Genomic DNA, 20,523 nt, shown 5'->3' with positions numbered 1-20,523 from the left:
GCCGACCGAGTCGCAGAAGTGAGCAGGGTGGCCAGTGCACCGTGACGATCACTGGGTGCCGAGGCGATGTCAGCAGTGACAGCCTGAATAGTCAATCCTGTTCTTCGACAGAGCATTTGGCCGTAGCGTTGATCTGCCGAACTTCGGCGACAGGGCGCTGGCGCGCCCGATCGGAAGGGGGCACGATGTCTCACAACACCGCGTTGCTGATGATCGACATGCAGAACGGATACCTGCGCCAGGATCTGCGCGATCCGCTGGGGTGGCCGCCGATCTGGCGGTTGTCCGAGATCGTCGACGAGTGTGCTGGGCTGCTCGCGGCCGCGCGCGAGGCCGGGATGCCGGTGGTGTACTCGCAGCAGCAGCCCAGCACCGCGGGGGAACTCGCGTCGAACCCCAGGTCTGCCCAGCACCACCGGCTGCGTGACTCTCGTGTACCGGCTTTGACCGACGCCGAGCGCCGGTGGAACGCTCAGATCATGGATACGGTGGCGCCGAAGGCGGGTGATGTCGTGCTACCCAAGACCAGACACAATTTCTTCGCGTGGACCGAATTGGAGCCGGTGCTGCGGAGTCTGCGGGTCGAGCGGTTGATTGTGGCGGGACTGCAGACCAATGTCTGCGTCGAAGCGACGGTTCGGGCCGGGCTCGAACACAATTTCTCCGTCGCGGTCGCCGCGGACGCGGTCAGCACTGACGGACCCGACCTTCATTTCGCGGCGTTGAACTCGATGCGGGTCATCTACGTCGAGGTCGACACCTGGCGTGAGCTGATCCGGCCAGACGCGCCATGGGATCGCGCCTATCGGACTCCCCACTACGGGCGAAACCCCGAATACTGGTCGGACCCGGCGTTCGTCGAACGCTGAGCCGGCTGCCCTTCGGCTCGGCGATCACCGTGACAATGTCGGGTGCGCGACATTCGGGGCGATTTACCAGTTCACTGTCGAGGCCTCGGTCGTGTGGGCGCCGGATTCATCGGTACCCCGACACCTTGGCCCAGTCCCGCGCGCACTGATCAGCGGTCACGAAGTCATCGCCCGCCAGATCAACCCCCAACCGCTCGACGCACGGTCGAAAGTATCGAAAGTGGCACGAGCACAACCACGGACGAGCGCATCGCGCGAACGACGGTTCGGCGTAGGGCGGCTTCGGTGTGCGGCCGCGAATCCGCTGGGGTGCTGGGTTGGTGACTCGCACAATGTATTCAGTGTCGGGTTGTTCGGGGGTGAGGGTGGGCGGTAGCCTACGGGCCGGGGGATTCGGGCAGTCGGCACGCGCTGCGGAAAGCCGTCCTCGCTCGCCATTTCAACTGTCACACGGGGGATTTCGAATGTCTCAGATCGATTCGACGCAGGCTGGCGTGCAATCGCCCTACGCGAACGAGCCCGCGGTTCGGCGAGTGACCCGCCTTGCCGGATCCGCCGGAATTGCGCTGGGTATCGCGCTTGTGGCCTGCTCTGTCGGACTCGTGGTGTCCGGGCTGCTCAATCCTGAGTACCTGATCGTCGTCTGCGTGGTCGCGCTGTTGCCCGGGATTCCCGCCCTCAGCCTGCTCACGGCGTCGCGGCGGATTCTGCGCGGCGAGATCAACGGAACGACCAGGGCGACCACGATGTTGGTCACCACGGGCGGCCTCGTCCTGCTGGGAACGGTGGGCGCCATCATCGAAGGGCCTTGGCCCGCGAAGATTCTGATGGTCGTCCTCGCGATCGGCACGTGCACTACCGCGACCTTCGTCAACCGCGCCGATCGGGCGTTGAAGGGCCAATAGCGGAGGCTCGGTGGGCAGGTCTGCGACATAGCTTGACCAGCAGCTCGGAATTCTCGATCTATCTCGCGCGCTGCGTAGCCGGCCGACGGCTGGTCACGAATGCCCGCTACAACGGGCACAGCACCTCACATTCCGGGCAACGTCTGTACTCACCCGAAACAGGATCCGACCAGGGCAACCCGGAACGAGAGATTCTGTGGTCGTCCCACAAACGGGAAGCGTCCGGGCGGCGCCGCAGCGTGCGCGAGCGGCTCGCCTGCCCTGGGCGTGGGGCCGGTGGAGCAATCCGCCGACCGCTACTGGTATCCGAACGTCTCGGGCAGGGAGCCGAAGCCGCTCTGCGGAGAGCCGATCCGGGTACCAGCAGCACCTGGATACCAGCAGCGAAGTCCGCGACAATGGCCCGATGAGGGATGTGGTCGGGGTGGGCACGGTCCGCGAGACGAAGAGGACACAGCTCGCGGAGTTTCTGAAGTCGCGGCGTGCCAGGATCGGTCCCGATGACGTCGGTCTGCCGCCGGGTCCGCGCAGACGCACGCCAGGGCTTCGTCGCGAAGAAGTCGCCCAGATTTCCGGAATCGGCATCACCTGGTACACATGGCTCGAACAAGGTCGGCCCATCAACGCCAGTGTTCAAGTGCTGGATGCGGTATCGCGCACCTTGCGGCTCGATCCGGCGGAAAGGGCCCACCTCTACCGACTGGCCGACCTGCCGACGGTGCCGAACACGACGGTCGCCGACGCCGCGATCCCGCCGGGTGTGCCACTCATCCTCGAACAGTTGGATCCGTTGCCTGCGGTCTTGGTGAGCCCGAAATTCGATGTGCTGGCGCACAACGTCGCCTATCGGACGTTGTTTCCCTGCTTCACCGACAACGTGCTGCGCCGGGTGTTCATGACGCCTGACTGCTGTAATCCCTACGCGCACAACGCTGATGACCTGCGCAGGATGGTGGCCTACTTGCGCGGCGCCTACGCCAAGCATGCCGATGACCCGACGTGGCAGAGCTTGGTGAACGAATTGTCGACCGACAGCCCAGCGTTCGCGGCGCTGTGGGCGAGCAACGATGTGGCGGTGCCGGTCAGCTTGATCAAAGAGGCCCAACACCTGGCCATCGGCTCGATCACGATGCATCTCACCAACCTGTCGCTGCCGCTGACCGATGGTGCCTGGGTTCAGATCTTCACCCCGGTCGACGAGGCGCAGGGCGCGAGACTGACCACGCTGCTCGCGATGACCGACGAGCAACGTCACACAGCCTGGGTCGACCACGTCGCGCGGTGGCACACCGTGAGCTGAAGCCGAAGTGCGACAGCAACCGCCGACCCTGCGTGCGATCACCGCTGAACCGGACGGGAACGGCCGTCACATCGTGTATCGGCTCACGGTTTCGGGCTCGATGACAACGCGCAGCCAGTCGTCGGCCAGCATCGTGGTCAGGTCGTCGGCTCGGCCTTCGTCGTCGAGGTCCCAGTAGCGAGCGGCCAGGCGGGAGAGCAGGTCGTGCGCTCCGTCCGGTGACATGGTGGTGTGGCCTGCGACGGAAACCCAGCGCTCGCGTTCACCCACCGGGGCAGTGACGACGATCGAGGCGCGGGGGTCGCTCCGCAGTCGCGAGACCTTCACCGAATCCGGGGGCGTGAACAATTGGATCGTGCCCTCGGGGGTGACCTCGAACCACACCGGCCGGGGCTGGGGCGGTGTGGGTCCGCCTGCCACGGACAGAAATCCGTAGAGGGGACGTCCGAGGAACTCGATATCCTTGGCGGTCAGCGAATGCGCTGCGGTGCTCATCGTGGTCCTTTCCGAAGAGTGTGGCGTCACCCGGTTCTACCCGCATCGGTGAGGGTGAGGGCTGTCGTGATACGACGCTACCGATCAGCTTCCGCCGATCGCGCCACTATTCGTCCCCGGAACCTCCCTGCCGACGGGTAAGTTCCTTACCGCGCGGGCGAAACTGGCTGCGGCACTGCCGATTACGGGCAGCAAACCCTGGTGGAGGAGATTTTCATGGAACCGATCGTGCTGGATACGACCGGCGCCGACATCCAAGGTGAGTCGGCACGCATTCAGCAGCGTGGCCCGGTCGCGCTGGTCGAACTGCCCGGCGGCGTGCCCGCCTGGTCGGTCACCGATCAGGCCGTGCTGCGGAGTCTGCTCGCCGACCCTCGGGTCTCGAAGGACCCCAGGCAGCACTGGGCGGCGTTCGTCAACGGTGAGATCACCGAGGCGTGGCCGTTGCTGCCGTGGGTGGCGGTGGACAGCATGTTCACCGCCTACGGCGCCGACCACCGCAGGCTGCGGCGACTGGTCTCCCCGGCTTTCAGCCATCGCCGCAGTACCGCGCTGCGTCCGCGGATCGCCGAGATCACCGAGAACCTGCTCGACGCACTGGCGGCCGCCCCTGTCGGCGAACCGGTGGATCTGCGGAGCGGCTTCGCCTATCCGGTTCCGATCCGGGTCATCACCGAACTGGTCGGCGTCCCCGAAGGGATGGGGCCCGGGCTGCACAAGTGCGTGGACGGCTTCTTCGACGGCTCCTTCACCGCCGAGCAAGCACAGGCCAACTACCTCGAGATGTACGGATTGGTCGGCGAACTCGTCGCCTACCGCCGTGAGCATCCTGGCGACGACGTCACCAGCGCGCTGATCGCCACGCGCGACGAGGACGACTCTCAGCTGTCCGAGAAGGAGCTCGTCGACACCTTGATGCTGGTCATCAACGCCGGCCACGAGACCACGGTCAATTTGCTCGACCAGGCGATCGTCGCCCTGCTCACCCATCCCGAGCAGCGTGCCGCGGTGGCCGCGGGCCAGGTGTCATGGGCAGATGTGGTCGAGGAGACGCTGCGCTTCCAGGCGCCGGTGGCACACCTGCCGCTGCGGTATGCGGTCGAGGACATCGAGATCGCCGGGGAGTATCGGATCGGCAAGGGCGAGGCCATCCTGGCCTCGTACGCAGGTGCCAGCCGTGACCCGAAGGTGCACGGTGCCGACACCGCCGAGTTCGACCCCGCCCGTGCCACCCGTGAGCAGCACCTCGCCTTCGGTTATGGGGCACACCACTGCATCGGCGCATCATTGGCCCGTCTGGAAGCCGCGATTGCGTTGCCGGCCTTGTTCGATCGCTTTCCCCGGATGAGCCTGGCAACGAGCGAGGCCGAGCTGGCGCCCGTGCCGAGTTTCATCTCCAACGGGCACGTCACTGTTCCGGTGTCGCTGCACGGCGACTAGCGCTTGGACTTCGCCGCCTCCGCACAGTCCCGCGGAGGTGGCGAGGAGGCATCCCTGGCGACCGTTCGGCACACTGGTCTGAACTGGGGTAATAGCGGACAGCGATGTGTCTCAGTTATCTGAAATCGGATGTGCGCGCAGACAACTCGCAAATCGAATTCCTCGGGTACTATCGCCGACGGGGGAGCACGAGAGATGAACGATGGTCTTCGGCTGCCCTATACCGATATTACGACCATCTCCAGGGGATGACACTTGATCCACATGACACCGAACCCCACCTCGCGTCGGCGCTTCGCGCGACGTTCCGGCATCACTTCGGTCGTCGCGGCGGCGGCGGTCTGCGCGGCCCTCGTATCCGGCTGCACGAAAGACGATTCGGCCACCACGGCGGGCCCGGCGCCCACCGGCCAGCTGCCCGAGGGCGCGCAGATCGTCAAGGAGTCGGCGAAGACCACGCAGACCCTGCACAACGTGCACCTGAAGATCAACGTCAAGAACCTGCCCGACCTGCCGGTGGAAACCGTCTCCGCCGACGTCACCAACGAGACCCAGGGCTCGGGCGCGGCGATGGGCGAGGCCAAGGTCAAGCTCACCCCCGAAGCCGCGTTCACCGAGGCGAAGTTCCTTGTGGTGGACAAGGTCCTCTACACCCAGGCCGGCGGCCGCTACGTGCCGGCGGGTCCGGCCGAGAAGGTCTACGATCCGGGCGTCATCCTGGACAAGGACAAGGGCATCGCGAACGTGATCGCCAACATCCAGAACGCGAAGACCGAGGGCCGTGAGGTGATCGACGGCATCAACACCGTCAAGGTCTCCGGCACCATCGACTCCGCCGTGATCGACCCGATCGTGCCGCGCATCGGTCAGAACGCGGGCACCATGCCGATCACCGTGTGGATCCAGGACACCGCCCCGCCTGCCTCCGATTCGACCAAGCCCTCGGACGCGGCGTCCACCGGCGACGGCCCGAATCTCGTTCGCGCCGTGGTGAAGAAGGATCAGGGCGAGGTCACCGTCGGCCTGTCGAACTGGGCCAAGCCGGTCAACATCATCAAGCCCGCCGGCTGATACTCGCCGGAAATACCGGATCAACCCACACCGGTCCGGGGTCAGCGGAACCTGGCACGCAGTGCCCTCCGCAGCCCCGGGCCGGTGTGTCGTCTGGGTGTCGCCAGCGGTAAGCGAATCACGAACGCACGAGTGCGCATCCAATAAGAGAATGTTCAGCGAGATGCAAGGCGCCACAAGGACTATACGTGTCGGGACGCTGGTCGGCAGGCAACACGCATCGGACGCCGATCGGACACGGAGGAAGAACTAATGACGATCGATGATCGACCTGATGAAGCGGAGCGCGAGCTCCCGCCACCGCCGGGCCCGGGGGGTCGTCCTCCCGTCAACAACGTATGGGTTTATAACGGGAGAGCCTACGACCTGAGTGACTGGATCTCCAAGCATCCAGGTGGTGAATTCTTCATCGGCCGCACGAAAAATCGCGACATCACCTCGATCATCGGTTCCTACCACCGTGATCCGGAAAAAATCGCGCGGATGATCGAGCGTTACAGTCTCGGTCGCGATGCCACGCCCGAGGACATCCATCCGAAGAACAACGCCCCCGACTTCCTATTCAAGGACGGCTTCAACAGCTGGGACGACACCCCGAAGTACAAGTTCGACAACAAGGCCGATCTGCTGCACCAGGTGAAGGCCCGGCTCAAGGAGCCTGAGCTGGCTGCCCGGCTGAAGCGGATGGACCGCGCGTTCAACATCGTCGTCGGCGTGCTGATCTTCGCCTACATCGCCGTGCAGGCGCTGCGTCTCTACGACACGAGCTGGATGCCGTTGCCCGCCTTCGTGATCGCGATGGTGCTGCTGCGTAGCTCGCTGGCCGGGTTCGGCCACTACGCGATCCACCGCGCGCAGAAGGGTTTGAACAAGTACGCGGTCAACGCCTTCGACATGAACTATGTCGCACTGTCTTTCGTCACCGCCGACGGGCACGCACTGCTGCACCACCCGCACACCCAGAGTGAAGTCGACATCAAGAAGAACGTCTTCACGATGATGATGCAGATCCCGCGCCTGTACCGGGTGCCGGTGCACACGGTGCACAAGTTCGGACATCTGTTGACGGGCATGATCATTCGGCTCCTCGACGTCTGCCGACTCACCCGCAAGGTGGGCATCAAGGACATGTACGGCAGCTGGCGTGGCGCGCTGCCGCACTTCATCGGCTCCTTCGGGATGCGGTTCCTGCTGGTGGCCGAGTTCGTGGCCTTCGCGTTCGCGGGCGACCTGCTCGCCTGGGGTCTGCAATTCGTGATCACGCTGTGGATCAGCACCTTCATGGTGGTGGCCAGCCACGACTTCGAGATTCCGACCGAGGAACTGCACACCGAGACCGAGGACTGGGCGGTGAACCAGCTCGAGCAGGCCTACGACCTGACCGTGGTCGGCAACAAGTACGTCGACTGCTTCCTCTCGGCAGGCCTGAGCTCACACCGCGCTCATCACGTACTTCCGTTCCAGCGCAGCGGTTTTGCCAATATCGCGTCGGAGAACGTGGTGCGAGAGGAAGCCGCGAAGTTCGGTGTGGAGTGGCTGCCCGCCAAGAGCTTCTTCGGAGATCGTTTCCCCAAGCTGTGCCGGACCTATCTGCTCGCGCCCTCCCGTGAGGCCGAGGAGAACCGGTGGGGTTTCGTGCGCGAACACTGCGCACCGTCAGCGTTGAAGACCTGTGTCACCTATACCGCGCAGGGCTTCTCCGGCATCGGAACCGTCTGACCCGGCCGTTGCCATCTCTGTTCTGTCTCGAAAGGATTTGTGCCCGTGTCTGTTTCCTTTGACCTGCTCCGCACGCCCGACGTCGAGCGCGGGCACGACCTGCTACCACCCGCGCCGCCGACGACCGTCGGCGTGATCGAAGCGGTCGCCACCGGTTCGCCCGCGCTGATCGTCGATCAGGCCGTCAACGCGGGCCGGGTCGCCGAACTGTTCTCCGATCCCGCACAGCGCCAGCGCATTCCGCGGATCTACGCCAAGACCAGGATCGACACCCGGCACCTCGTCATCGACCCACTCGACCCCGATTTCCTCGAGTTCAGCCGCAAGCCGGGCACCATCCGGGAGCGGATGAACCTGTTCTTCGAGCACGCGGTGCCGCTCGCGGTCGACGTGGCCACACGCGCCGTCGCCGGCCTGGACGATCCCGCCGAGGACATCGGCCAGCTGATCTTCGTGACCAGCACCGGCTTCATCGCCCCCGGCGTCGACGTCGCCGTGGTCAAGCAGTTGGGTCTGTCGCCGAAGGTCGGCCGGATGGTCATCAACTTCATGGGGTGCGCCGCGGCCATGAACGGCATTCGCGCCGCCGTCGACTACGTCCGGGCCCACCCGGACAAGAAGGCGATGGTGCTGTGCATCGAATTGAGTTCGGTCAACGCCGTTTTCGACGACGATGTCAACGACGTGATCACCCACAGCCTCTTCGGTGACGGCTGCGGTGCGGTGGTGATCGGCGCCAACCAGGTGCACAAGCCGCTCGCGGCCGGCAGCGTCGTGATCCGCGACAGCTTCAGCCACCTGTTCGACGACGCCGAGGACGGCATCGTGCTCGGGGTGAAGGACGCGGGCATCACCTGCGAGTTGGCGACCAGCCTGCCCGACTACATCTACCGCGGTGTCGATCCGGTGGTGTCGGAAGTGCTGGCGCGCAACGGGCTCGGCAAGTCCGATATCGAGTTGTGGGCGATCCATCCCGGTGGTCCCCGCATCATCGAGGAGTCGGCGCATTCGCTCGGCATTCCCGCCGAGCTGGCGGCGCCGAGCTGGGAGGTGCTCGCCGAGCACGGCAACATGCTCAGTGTTTCGCTGATCTTCGTGTTGGAGCGGATGATCCGCGACGCACAGACAGCGGCGCCGATCTCTACCGGTGTGGCGTTCTCGTTCGCACCCGGTGTCACCCTCGAGGGCATCGTGTTCGATGTCATCCGCAGCTGAGAGCCGAAGGTCATGCATCTGCTCCGTTTTCTCGCCGCGCTGTCGCCGGCCAGGATCGCGGCCGTCGTCGCCGCCGGCCTGATCTGCGGCGCCGCCAACACCTATCTGGTGACGCTGATCAACGCGGTCGTCTCGCCGCGCCCGCAGCCGGACAACCTGCTGCTGCGCTTCGGCGGCACGGGTCTGGTGATCCTCGTCAGCGGTGTGCTGTCGCAGGTTCTGCTGATTCGCCTGTCCCAGGACGCGATCTACCGGTTGCGCAGCGACCTGAGCTCCGGAATCGTCTCCGCCCCATTGGAACACCTCGAGCGGCTCGGCATGCATCGCCTGATGGCGACGCTCACCGAGGACGTGCGTTCGCTGTCGCAGGCGGTGACCGCCATCCCCTCGATCTGCGTGGATGTGGCGACCATCGTCGGCTGCTTCGTGTTCCTCGCCGTGGTCTCGGGACCGATTTTCGCGGTCACGGTCGGCGGCACGCTGGTCGGCATCGCGTGTGTCGAACTGGTTCTCAAGCGGGTCCGCGGTATCTATCGGGAAGCTCGGGAGAACGAGGACGCGCTGCTGCGATCGTTCCAGGCCGTCACCCTCGGCATCAAGGAACTGAAGCTGCACCGTGGCCGGCGTCGTGACTTCATGGACCGGCACCTGCTCGGTTCTGCGGGCACGCTGCGCGATCAGAACACCGACGCGGGCTCGAAGTTCTCCTACGCCCAGGGCTTCGGCCAGGCGTTGCAGCTGGGCACGATGGCGCTGATCCTGTTCGTCATCGCGGCCGCACTGGATCTGCCGCGCGAGACGATGGTCGGCTACGTGCTGGTCACCACGTTCCTGGCGATGCCGATGCAGAACTTCATGCACCGCATCCCCGATCTGCTGCGTGGTGATGTGGCGCTGGCCAAGATCCGGGCGATGAACCTGTCGATGACGACACTGCACGACGAGGAGTCGCTGCCGTATTCGGAGCGTCCAGCGGCAGGGGAGGCCAAGCTGGAACTGACCAACGTCAGCTACATCTATCGTTCGGAGGCGCCCTCTCAGGTGCCACCGCCGCCGGGATCGCACGGGCCGGGCGGGCATCCGCCGCGTCCCGGGATGCCGCCGCGTGAGGGTGACGGCAGGCCGCCGCATCCGCATCCCGCCCACCCCGGTGCGCATCCGGGTGGCGGTCAGGTGGATGTCAACGGCAAGAACTGGGTCGACCACGGTGGCGTCGATGTGCGCCCGCTGGCTCCGCCGCCCGGACTCGACGAGTCCGAGGACGCCGGTTTCCGTCTCGGCCCGATCGACCTGGTTTTCGAACCGGGCCAGATCACGTTCATCGTCGGTGGCAACGGCAGCGGGAAGTCGACGCTGGCCAAGCTCATCACCGGTCTGTATGTGCCACGCTCGGGGTCGTTGTCGCTCAACGGGGAGAGGATCGACCACGACAACATCGAGTGGTACCGGCAGAATTCGTCGGCGGTGTTCACCGATTTCCATCTGTTCGAGGACTACCTGGGTTTCGACCGCCCCGGTATCGACGCCGAAGTCCAGCGTTATCTCGACGAGTTGCAGATCGCGCACAAGGTGACGGTGCAGGACGGGCGGTTGTCGACCGTCGACCTGTCGCAGGGGCAGCGCAAGCGGTTGGCCCTGCTCACCGCCCTGCTCGAAGACCGCCAGATCTACGTCTTCGACGAATGGGCCGCCGATCAGGAGCCGCGGTTCCGCGACGTGTTCTACCACGAGATCCTCACCGATCTGAAGCGCCGAGGTAAGACGGTCATCGTGATCACCCACGATGACCGGTACTTCGATTGCGCCGACCAATTGGTGAAGCTCGACTTCGGTCTCGTCGCTGTGTAATGCGTGAACGCCGGTCCCGCGCGGGGCCGGCGTTTTCGTGTGTCAGGCGATGTCGCGGTACTCGGCGATGCGGCGCGACATCGGCGGCCGGTCGGCCAGGCTCACCTCGGAAGGCGTTCGCCGCCAACCGGTTTCCCCGGGCAGGAACTGCACCAGACCGATCCCGGAATCGCGGATGCCGAGTCGATCGAGCAGCGTCGCCACGACCTGGCGGCTCATCACCGCGAGTTCGTGCGTCGGCCGATTGCGGTGCACGCGGATCCCGAGGTCTACCTGGGCGATGGCCGACAAACCGCGTCGCTGCCAGCAATCGAGCAGGATCCCGATCTCCGCGCCGTACCCGCTGGCGATGGAGATCTGTCCCAGAAACGCGCGCGTGGTGGCACATTCGCCGCCGAGCGGCTGGATGATCTCGGCCAGCGCGGGCGCGAGCGCGGTGAGCAGTGGGCGCGCCACCAGTTGTGTGACCCGGCCACCGCCATCGGCGTCATCGGTCATCGGCCGACGATAGAAGCCCTTCACCAGGGCGATGTGCGGGTCGGCGAGCAACGGCGCGAGCAAGGTGGGCACGAACATCGGATCGGGTTCGACGAGATCCGCGTCCAGGAAAACGATCAGATCACCGGTACACACCGCCATCGACCGCCACAGTGCCTCGCCCTTGCCCGGCCGCACCGCCACCCCCGGCAACGCCTGCTCCCGCGTATAGACCTCGGCCCCGGCGGCACGCGCCCGCGCGATGGTGCGATCAGCGGACCCGGAATCGAGCACGATCACCTCGTCGACCAGCCCACCGAGTAGCGGCTTCACCGAAGCGACCACCCCGGCGACGGTGTCCTCGTCATCCAGTGCGGGCACCACCACCGAGACCCGACGACCCGCCTTACGGTCGATCAGTTCACGGATGTCCATCCAGCCAGTCAACGACACACTCGCCACCCCCGCTACCGCTGCGTCTCGATCTGTGACGGAATCCAATGGTTTTCCGGCCGTCCTTGGACATACCTACAGGTCCGTGCCGGTCACCGAACGCGGACCCGGTGGCCGGCTCGGCGGGTACCGTGGGGCTCAGCCGACCGGTGGAGGGGCAGAAATCATGAGTGGGAGTGCGGCAACGATGGTCGAGGTTTCGAAAGGGTCCAAGACCGATCTCGTCGACGGGCGGTACACGGTGCGCCTGGATCTCGACAGCCCTGCCGGGGCGGTGGACATCGCGGCGGTGCTGTTGACCGCCGACGGCAAGGTGCGTTCCGATGCCGACTTCGTGTTCTTCAACAATCCGGCGGCGCCGGGTGTTCGGTTGGAGTCCGATGCTGTTGTCGCGGTCGATCTTTCGGCACTGCCCGCCGAGATTCATCGGGTGGTGATCACCGGGAGTACCGAGGCGCAGGGGATTCGGTTCGGGGCGGTCGCCGGGCTGCGGGTCTGCGCTGTCGGTTCCAGTCAATCGGTGAGTTTCGTGCCGCCGGGTCTGGATTCGGAAACGGTGTTGCAAGCTGTCGCGCTGTATCGGCGGGGGAGTGGGTGGCGGCTCGACGCGATCGGTCAGGGTTACAGCGCCGGGCTGGCGGCGTTCGCGACCGATCACGGCATCGTCGTCGACGCGGAAGAAGAACCGACCGACGTGTCGTCGCAGGCGACCGAAGTTCCTGCACCCCAGAGCATTACGCCCCCGGCGCCCTCGGTCGATCTGCGCAAGGTCGATGTCGTGCTCACCAAGGATTCGCCGGATCGGCGCGCGACGATCGACCTGCGCAAGGGCGATCCGGGCTACGTCCTGACCGTCGGCCTCGAATGGGACGGCCGCGGCGCGAAATACGACGCGAACGGTCGTGTCACCGAGTTCGGTACGGGCGACCTCGACGTGTACTTCTTCTGCCGCAACGAGATGACCGGCGACTATGTTGTCCTCAGCGGCGAGAAGGGCCACCAGGGCGACATCACACAGTGGCCGTTCATCCACCACCAGGGCGACACCCGCGGCCCCGGCGCCAACAATCTCCCCGCCACCGAGCAGGTCACCGTCCGCCCCACCGAGAACGGCGACCTGCTGCTCAACGTCTACCAATCCGTGGACAACGGGGCCGGCGCCATCGACAAATTCGGCAACCCTCGCGTCCGCGTCCGCTACGGCCGCCCCGGCCCCGACGGCCTCCCCGACAAGGACGCCGACCAGATCACCGTCATCATCGGCAACGGCAAGAGCTCGTTCTGGGCCACCGTCGCCCACATCGATGTGCGCGACGGCATCCTCACCGTCGACGGCACCATCCACTACAGCCGAGCCTTCAGCGAACGCATGCCCGTCCTCGACACCGACGGCACCTGGGTCCGCTCCGCCAAGAACGGCCCCGTAGGCCGCAGCAAGAAGGCCAACGGGCTCGGTCTGAGCCGCTACGAAGGCCAGTGCCCCACCCCTCGCTGAGTCGAAAACCACCTGAAGCAGCTCGTCCACCACGACGCGGCAGGCACCCTTGTGCGCAAGGCCGGAATCATGGGTGTGGTCATCACGGGTGGCGAGGTCCGGCCCGGCGACAGCATCGTTGTCGAACGTCCGCCGCAGCCGTGGACGGCGCTGGATCGGGTCCAGCGAAGAGCCGACCGTCGGATTCGGCGGGCGTATTCGGGCTTGCACCTGACGTAAGGTCAGGTTTTACCGTCGATGACACCGGCGCACAGGGCGCCGGTGGAAGTGGGATGAAGCGGATGGACCAGCGCGGAACCGAGCGTGTGTGGAAAGTCGGTGAGCTCGCGGCCGAAGCCGGGTTGACGGTACGGACGCTGCATCATTACGACCGGATCGGGTTGGTACACCCGGCGCAACGGTCCGGCACCGGTCACCGGCTCTACACCGCGAGCGATGTCGAACGGCTGTATCAAGTGCTGGCCCTGCGTCAACTGGGCCTGGGCCTGGACCAGATCGCGGACCTGCTCGACGGCGCCGTGGCGATGACGCAGGTACTGGCCGCTCACCGCGACTATCTGGCCGCGCAACTGGCCGCGACCCGGGATCTCCATGCTTTGGTCGCGGCACTGACCGCCACGGCGGAAAGCCGGTCGGACGCATCCACGGATCACTTCCTGGAATTGATCAGGAGGACCGTCATGGTCGACGACACCATCAAGGAATACTTCACCGAGGAGCAGTTGACCCAGCTCGCGCTGCGCCGGGAAGAACTCGGCGAACAGCGCATTCAGCAAGCCGAAGCGGACTGGGCCGTGCTGATCCCCCAGGTCGACGCGGCGATCGCGGCAGGCATGGACCCGACCTCACCCGAGGCGCAGGAGATGGCGGCCCGGTGGATGGGACTGCTGGAAGCGTTCCACGGTGGCGACGACGGCTTGCGCGAGAGCATGTACCGGATGCAGGCCGAGGAGTCCGACCGGATCGAAAGCGAGTTCTGCGGACCCTCACCCGCGCAGATCGAGTTCATCACGACCGCGAACGCCGCACGCGGGTAGCGAATTCGGCCGACGCCGGCATTTCGAATCGGTCGTGCGAGCAACGGCCACCCGTGAGGTGCGGGAATGCTTCCCGCGCCTCACGGTCCGGCACGTGTGGTGTGGACCGGAGCTGTGGGTCAACGAGGCTGCTCGCCGAGGACCAGAGGTAGCGCGGGGTCGGCGGTCCATGCGGTCAGGGATCCGTCGTAGACGGCGACATCGTCGCGCCCGACGAGGGCCAACGCGTGGGCGACGCCCGTTGCCGCGACGCCTCCGCCGCAGTAGGTGACGGGCGTGATCGCAGGGTCGAGCAGACCTGCGGCAGCGAACAGTGCCCGCAGTTCCTCGATGGGGCGCAGCGCGCCGGTCTCCGGGTCGCGGATCTGGTCGATCGGCAGGTTGATGCTTCCAGGGATGTGGCCGGGTCGAGCGAAAACGTCTGTCTCGCCGCGATAGGTCGCGGCGTCGAGGACGCCCACGAGCAGGAACTTGTCATCGGCTGTCGCCGCCTCGACCTCGTCGGTGGATCGGATGAGGCCGGGTCGACGGCGGGCGGTGAAAGTGGCGGGCGTGGGCGTCACCGAAGAGTCCGAAACCTCGGCGCCCGCCGCCCACCATGCGGGAAGGCCGCCGTCCAGGACCGCGACGTCGTCGAAACCCTCCAGGCGCAAGTGCCACCAGAAGCGGGTGGCCCAGATTCCGTCGTGCTGGTCGTAGACGACGACGCGCACCCCGTCGCCGATGCCGATCGCGCCGGCGGCAGCGGCGAAGCGCTCCGACTCCGGCACGGTGCAGGGCTGATCGGATGCGGGATCGGCGAAGTCGGTGAGCAAGTCGGCGAACACGGCGCCCGGGACATGGGCTGTCGCGTACGCGGTGCGCCCCGGCTCGAGCGTGAATGTTCCGTCGTCGAGCACGGTGAATTCGGTGCTCGCGTCCACGACCAGCAGGTCGGGCTCGCCCTGATGGTCACGGAGCCAGGAGACGGACACCGTGTGGGGGACGGTCTGCCCCATGTGGACCTCCGATTGCACTGGTGGACACTGGATTCCGAATCTAGCGAGCACCGCCGGGCTCGCACCAGACCACCGATCGCCGTGAGTGAAACCAAGGTCGCCTGTGGCCATCGAGTTGAACTCGTGGATACAGTTGCCTGGCCTTCCGAGATGACATCGATGAACTATCCCGTTACCGTTGAACATCGAGACTGTTCGATGAGACGAGGAGGCTACTCGCCCGGCTCCAGTCACGCCGGGCCGTGGGCGAGCCCCGGTTCGAGGTCTGCGCCAAGGCCTCTCGGTGGCATCCATCCCACTGCGCGTACGATTACCATCACAATCCGTGTTATGGCAATGCTCGATTCTGTCCCGGTAATAGCCTGCGCGAGTCGGTAATTCACGACGTGATCTGCAAGAGATAAGATCATCGTATTCATATGTTGAACATCACTCTGAATTGCGCAGTGTCGCTGGTACTTTTGACAACCGGGGGGATTTTCGCGGCCTTCGACGGCGTGGTCGTGGAAGCTCGGCTTGCTGCACCAGGGAGACTTCATGACCGATCATCCTGTGTCCCGTTCGGAAGGCGTATCGCCCCCGAGCGTAATGAATGTTATGTCGGAACGCCAGAAAGTGTTGTCGATCAGAACACCCCGAAGCTCGGGGTGCGTCGAGCCGGTGAGATGTGGTCACGCGGAATCGATGTGGTGTGAACGCCGAGATTCCCGGCTCACCGACACGGTCGACTATCTGCCCGGCGTCGGTCGCGCCGAGGCCCGCCTCCGCTTCGGCGATGCCGACACCCTGTGCGGCGGCGTGCAGAACATGCTTTTCGTGCACTGCGGAGTCCTGGACCGGGAGACCATCGTTCGGCGGTCGGAACTCGTGCTCGACGCCGAATCCGACGAGCCCGACCCGGGGTGTCTGTGGCTGGCTCTGCTGGCCCTGGTCTACGCGGACCGATGTGCCGAGGCCGCGGCGTACTGCACTCGATTACTGTCCGCCGGACGCGGCGAGATCTCGTTTCGCCTCTTCGAAGCGCTGACGCTCATTCGCGCCAGGATCGACGCGCAGTCCGGTCGCCCCGCCGCGGCGATCGAGGCGATGGAACCGCTGCTGCGTCGCGGTGTGTCACCGGCGCTGCGTGGCATCGCGCTGGCCTGGCTCGTCGAGGCGCTGGTTCAGGTCGGCGATCTGAGCAGCGCGCGGTGTCTGTTCGAGGACCGGATGAGCAGTGTCGACGCGATGCCCGACCACGCCCATGTACTCGCCGCCCGTGGTGCGCTGCATCGCGCCGAAGGCGACCTCGAGCGCAGCCTGGCGGACTACCTGGCCTGCGGAAAGGTGTTGACCGCGCTGAATGTGGCCAATCCGGCGATCGTTCCGTGGCGTTCCCGCGCCGCGCTGGTGGCGGCCGCGCTCGGCCGGTGCGATCTCGCGGCGGCACTGGCCGACGACGAGCTCGCGGCAGCCCGGCGCTGGGGCTCACCGGGGGCGGTGGGACGGGCCTTGCACGCGGTCGGCATGGCGCGGCGCGACAGTCGGTCGGTGGGCGCGCTCGAACGTGCCGTGGAGCTGCTCGAGCTCGCTGAAGCACGCTACGAGCTGATGGGCGCACTGTGTGATCTGGGACAGTTGCACGCGGTCGAGGGCGACGCGGAACGGTCGCGGTGGGCTGTCACGGCGGCCACCGAGCTCGCGGCCGCTGCCGGTAGCGGCCCCGTCCTGCAGCGTGCGGGCTCGGTCTTGGGCGCATTGGACAATCAGCATCGCGAGACCGGCTTGACCAGGCAGGAGCGCAAGATCGCCGGCCTCGCGGTGCGTGGGCTCAGCAACAAGGAAATCGCCGAGCAGTTGTTCCTGACGGTGCGGACCGTCGAGTTCCACCTGTCCAATGTGTACCGGAAACTCGGTATCGCGGGCAGGCGTCAACTGGCCGGGGTAATGAATGCGCGGGAGTGCGCGTGAGGTAGTTTCCGGTAGTCGAATTACTCGGACGGCAGTCGTGTTCCGCACGACTGCCGTCTTTTGTGCGTGTTCCCACGGTCCCGAACGTGTTGCCCTGGGGATGATCCTGTGGTTTCCCCGGGGATAACCTACGGGTCGACCGTAGAGTCGTTCCGCAGCTCTTGAATCGTCGCCGAATTCTGTGCGAGATTTTCGGTGATCGGTGAGCAGCGTTGTCGCCGAATAATTCTCGAACTTCTTCGATACCGCTTCGGTATTCACGATATTCGGCGAGAGGAATCGACCATGTCTACCAACCCGTCCCGTGAGGAGCTCGTCGAGCGTGCCACGAAGCTGGCGCCGCTATTGCGTTCGCGGGCCCGGTGGATCGACGAGAACCGCCGCCTGCCCGACGATGTCATCGAAGCGATCGAGGAATCCTCGCTGCTGAACATGCAGGTTCCCGCGCAGTACGGCGGATACGAATCCAACACCCGGGATTTCGTGGACGTGCTCGCCGAGGTCGCCCGCGGTAACACCTCGGTGGCATTCTGCCTGTCGATCTACGCCTCGCTCACCTGGATGACGGCGCTGTGGCCCGATGCCGCGCTCGACGAGGTCTTCGCGACACCGAACGTGCGGATCTCGGGCACGACCGCACCCACCGGTACCGCGACGAAGGTCGACGGCGGTTGGGTGCTGAACGGCACCTGGCGCTTCAACAGCGGTGTGCTGCACGCACACTGGAAGGTCACCGTGGCGCTGCCGACCGAGCCCGGCGCCGCGCCGGTGCCGATCTTCGCTCTGGTGCCGACAGCGGATCTGCGGATCGTCGACGACTGGTACACCTCCGGGCTGGAAGGCTCCGGCAGTGTCTCGACGGTGGCCGAGAACGTCTTCGTGCCCGAGCACCGGGTGATCACCGGCGAGGACTTCTACCAGAACCGGTCCAAGTCGGCGGTGAACGTGCTCAAGCCGCAGTACGCGGCGCCGGTGCTGGTGCCCGTCACCGCGATCCAGACCGGTCAGCTGGTCGGCGCGGCGCGGGCGGCGCTGGCGGCGTTCGTCGAACGGCTGCCCGGTCGGCCCATCACCTACACCGACTACCCCAGCCAGCTCGACGCTCCGGTCACCCATTTGCAGGTCGGCGAGGCGGCGTTGCTGATCGAGGACGCCGAGGCGCGGGCCCGCACGTTCGCCGACGTGATCGATGCCAAGGCCGCGGCGAACGAAGCGTGGACCGAACAGGAACGGGTCTGGTCGCGGGTGCAGATCGGCTGGGTGGCTCATCAGGCCAAGGCCGCGGTGGAGATCCTGGCGCAGGCCAGTGGCGGCTCCTCGATCCAGCGCGACGTGCCGATCGCGCGGTTGCAGCGCGACGTCCACGCGACCTCGCTGCACGCGATGATCACGCCCAGCGTGAACATCGAGCTGTACGGCCGTTCGCTGGTCGGTCTGCCGCCCAACACCGTCTACCTGTGACCGTGACGAAGCGACAGGGAGCAGCGACCATGCGCAAGGTACTCATCGCCAATCGGGGCGAGATCGCGGTCCGCGTCGTGCGCGCGTGCCGCGACGAAGGATTGGCCGCGGTCGCGGTCTACGCCGAACCCGATCGGGACGCACCCCATGTGCGGCTGGCCGACGAGGCGTACGCGCTGGGCGGGGACACGCCGGCGACGAGCTACCTCGACGCCGCGAAACTGCTGCGCGCGGCAGCCGCCGCCGGTGCGGACGCGGTTCACCCCGGCTACGGATTCCTTTCCGAGGACGCCGATTTCGCGCAGGCGGTGCTCGACGCCGGTCTCACCTGGATCGGCCCGCCGCCCGCGGCGATCCGTGCGCTCGGTGACAAGGTGTCGGCCCGGCGCATCGCCGAGGCGGTCGGCGCGCCGCTCGTGCCGGGCACGCGGGATCCGATCGCCGGTGCGGCCGAGGCGGTCGCCTTCGCCGACCGGCACGGACTGCCGATCGCGATCAAAGCCGCCCACGGTGGCGGAGGTCGCGGGTTGCGGGTGGTGCGCGAGCGCGCGGAGATCGCCGAGCTGTTCGACGCCGCGGTGCGCGAGGCCACCGCCGCCTTCGGGCGCGGGGAGTGCTTCGTGGAGCGCTACCTCGAGCAGCCGCGTCACGTGGAAACCCAGTGCCTCGCCGATGTCTTCGGGCATGTGGTGGTGGTGTCGACGAGGGACTGCTCGTTGCAGCGCCGCCACCAGAAGCTGGTGGAGGAGGCGCCCGCACCGTTTCTCACCGACGCCCAACGCGCCGAGCTGTACCGGGCGTCGAAGGCGATCCTGTCCCAGGCGGGGTACGTGGGCGCGGGCACCTGCGAATTCCTGATCGGGCCCGACGGGACGCTGTCGTTCCTCGAGGTGAACACCCGGCTGCAGGTCGAACATCCCGTGAGCGAGGAAGTGACCGGGATCGACCTGGTCCGGGAGATGTTCCGGATCGCCCGCGGTGAACCGCTGGGCTACGACGACCCACCGGCGCGCGGTCACGCCGTGGAGTTCCGCATCAACGCCGAGGACCCGGGGCGCGGCTTCCTGCCCGCGCCGGGCACGGTGACGAAATTCGCCGCGCCCTCAGGTCCGGGGGTGCGGGTCGATACTGGCGTGGAGCAGGGATCGGTGATCGGCCCGGCCTGGGACTCGTTGCTGGCCAAGGTGATCGTCACCGGCGCCGACCGGGATCAAGCGCTGGCGCGGTCGCGCCGAGTGCTCGCCGAGCTCACCGTGGACGGCGTCGCGACGACGCTGCCGTTCCACCGCGCGGTGCTCGACGACCCCGCCTTCACCACGGCGCCGTTCACGGTGCATACCCGCTGGATCGAGACCGACTTCGACAACCGCATCGCCGCGCAGGACATCGCGGGGGAGACGGCGCCCGAACCCCAGCGGGAGACGGTGGTCGTGGAGATCAGCGGCCGGCGGGTCGAGGTGTCGCTGCCCGCGCCCGACCGGATCGGTACCGGTCTCGCGGCGCCGCGCCGAAGCGCCCGCGCCGGGCGGGGTGGGCGTGGCGGTGCCACCTCTGACGCGCTGGTAGCGCCTATGCAGGGAACTGTCGTGAAAATCGCTGTGGCAGAAGGTGAATGGGTCGACTCCGGTGACCTCGTCGCCGTCATCGAGGCCATGAAGATGGAACAGCCGCTCACCGCGCACCGGGCGGGCGTCGTGCGCGATTTGACCGCCACCGTCGGCACGACGGTGAGCTCCGGCACCACGCTGTGCCGACTCGACAACTCCGGAAGTCATGCGGCATGAACGGGA

16 protein-coding genes are annotated in these 20,523 nt (G+C 66.3%); 13 read left to right on the top strand and 3 right to left on the bottom strand.

The genetic code is table 11. From position 1 onward, the window contains the following. The first annotated feature begins 185 nt into the window (after positions 1–185). From ACFVJ5_RS08590 to ACFVJ5_RS08580, 3 genes are all read left to right on the top strand, one after another. Positions 186–869 carry a cysteine hydrolase family protein gene (locus ACFVJ5_RS08590; RefSeq protein ID WP_379219237.1) on the top strand — a complete coding sequence of 228 codons (684 nt, stop codon included), beginning with the start codon at positions 186–188 and terminating at the stop codon, positions 867–869. A 464-nt stretch (positions 870–1,333) separates the two neighbouring features. After that, a complete protein-coding gene (locus ACFVJ5_RS08585; protein WP_379219236.1) occupies positions 1,334–1,774 on the top strand; it encodes a hypothetical protein in 441 nt (146 codons plus the stop codon). 406 nt (positions 1,775–2,180) lie between these two features. Further along, complete coding sequence (locus ACFVJ5_RS08580; protein WP_379219235.1) at positions 2,181–3,074, top strand: helix-turn-helix transcriptional regulator; 894 nt, start codon at positions 2,181–2,183, stop codon at positions 3,072–3,074. 66 nt (positions 3,075–3,140) lie between these two features. Here ACFVJ5_RS08580 and ACFVJ5_RS08575 read toward each other — a convergent pair whose 3' ends face one another. Further along, positions 3,141–3,569 carry a pyridoxamine 5'-phosphate oxidase family protein gene (locus ACFVJ5_RS08575; protein WP_379219234.1) on the bottom strand — a complete coding sequence of 143 codons (429 nt, stop codon included), beginning with the start codon at positions 3,567–3,569 and terminating at the stop codon, positions 3,141–3,143. Positions 3,570–3,785: 216 nt separating this feature from the next. Here ACFVJ5_RS08575 and ACFVJ5_RS08570 point away from each other — a divergent pair, with 216 nt between their 5' ends. The 5 genes from ACFVJ5_RS08570 to ACFVJ5_RS08550 all read left to right on the top strand — a co-directional run bounded on the left by ACFVJ5_RS08570 (position 3,786) and on the right by ACFVJ5_RS08550 (position 10,862). Further along, positions 3,786–5,009 (top strand): cytochrome P450, encoded by a 1,224-nt coding sequence (locus ACFVJ5_RS08570; protein WP_379219233.1) that lies wholly within the window; start codon positions 3,786–3,788, stop codon positions 5,007–5,009. A 264-nt stretch (positions 5,010–5,273) separates the two neighbouring features. Then, the gene (locus tag ACFVJ5_RS08565; protein ID WP_379219232.1) at positions 5,274–6,080 is read left to right on the top strand and encodes an LppX_LprAFG lipoprotein; all 807 of its coding nucleotides are present in this window, start codon (positions 5,274–5,276) and stop codon (positions 6,078–6,080) included. A 252-nt stretch (positions 6,081–6,332) separates the two neighbouring features. Further along, entirely contained in the window at positions 6,333–7,799 is a 1,467-nt protein-coding gene (locus ACFVJ5_RS08560; protein WP_379219231.1) for a fatty acid desaturase, read from the top strand. A 45-nt stretch (positions 7,800–7,844) separates the two neighbouring features. Further along, positions 7,845–9,014, top strand: a complete 1,170-nt coding sequence (locus ACFVJ5_RS08555) for a type III polyketide synthase (RefSeq protein ID WP_379219230.1) — start codon at positions 7,845–7,847, stop codon at positions 9,012–9,014. A gap of 12 nt (positions 9,015–9,026) precedes the next feature. Next, entirely contained in the window at positions 9,027–10,862 is a 1,836-nt protein-coding gene (locus ACFVJ5_RS08550) for an ATP-binding cassette domain-containing protein (RefSeq protein WP_379219229.1), read from the top strand. Between the two features lie 42 nt (positions 10,863–10,904). Here the strand turns inward: ACFVJ5_RS08550 and ACFVJ5_RS08545 are convergent, their stop codons facing one another. Next, complete coding sequence (locus ACFVJ5_RS08545; RefSeq protein ID WP_379219228.1) at positions 10,905–11,801, bottom strand: glucosyl-3-phosphoglycerate synthase; 897 nt, start codon at positions 11,799–11,801, stop codon at positions 10,905–10,907. 178 nt (positions 11,802–11,979) lie between these two features. Between ACFVJ5_RS08545 and ACFVJ5_RS08540 the strand changes: the two genes are divergently transcribed. After that, positions 11,980–13,287 carry a TerD family protein gene (locus ACFVJ5_RS08540; protein WP_379219227.1) on the top strand — a complete coding sequence of 436 codons (1,308 nt, stop codon included), beginning with the start codon at positions 11,980–11,982 and terminating at the stop codon, positions 13,285–13,287. Between the two features lie 281 nt (positions 13,288–13,568). Further along, a complete protein-coding gene (locus ACFVJ5_RS08535) occupies positions 13,569–14,324 on the top strand; it encodes a MerR family transcriptional regulator (RefSeq protein ID WP_379219226.1) in 756 nt (251 codons plus the stop codon). A 119-nt stretch (positions 14,325–14,443) separates the two neighbouring features. Here ACFVJ5_RS08535 and ACFVJ5_RS08530 read toward each other — a convergent pair whose 3' ends face one another. Then, positions 14,444–15,322, bottom strand: a complete 879-nt coding sequence (locus ACFVJ5_RS08530) for a sulfurtransferase (RefSeq protein WP_379219225.1) — start codon at positions 15,320–15,322, stop codon at positions 14,444–14,446. A gap of 684 nt (positions 15,323–16,006) precedes the next feature. Here ACFVJ5_RS08530 and ACFVJ5_RS08525 point away from each other — a divergent pair. From ACFVJ5_RS08525 to ACFVJ5_RS08515, 3 genes are all read left to right on the top strand, one after another. Further along, positions 16,007–17,272 carry a LuxR C-terminal-related transcriptional regulator gene (locus ACFVJ5_RS08525; protein WP_379219224.1) on the top strand — a complete coding sequence of 422 codons (1,266 nt, stop codon included), beginning with the start codon at positions 16,007–16,009 and terminating at the stop codon, positions 17,270–17,272. 285 nt (positions 17,273–17,557) lie between these two features. Next, positions 17,558–18,733: an acyl-CoA dehydrogenase family protein gene (locus ACFVJ5_RS08520; RefSeq protein ID WP_379219223.1), complete on the top strand. Its 1,176-nt coding sequence runs from the start codon at positions 17,558–17,560 to the stop codon at positions 18,731–18,733. Positions 18,734–18,762: 29 nt separating this feature from the next. Further along, on the top strand, positions 18,763–20,517 hold the full coding sequence (locus ACFVJ5_RS08515; protein WP_379219222.1) for an acetyl/propionyl/methylcrotonyl-CoA carboxylase subunit alpha: 1,755 nt from the start codon (positions 18,763–18,765) through the stop codon (positions 20,515–20,517). The last annotated feature ends 6 nt before the right edge of the window (positions 20,518–20,523 follow it).

This window comes from Nocardia sp. NPDC127606, assembly GCF_042671725.1.
In the GTDB taxonomy this organism is placed as follows: domain Bacteria; phylum Actinomycetota; class Actinomycetes; order Mycobacteriales; family Mycobacteriaceae; genus Nocardia.
Note: the sequence above shows the minus strand (reverse complement) of the source record. Positions and strands in the feature narration are given on the sequence as shown.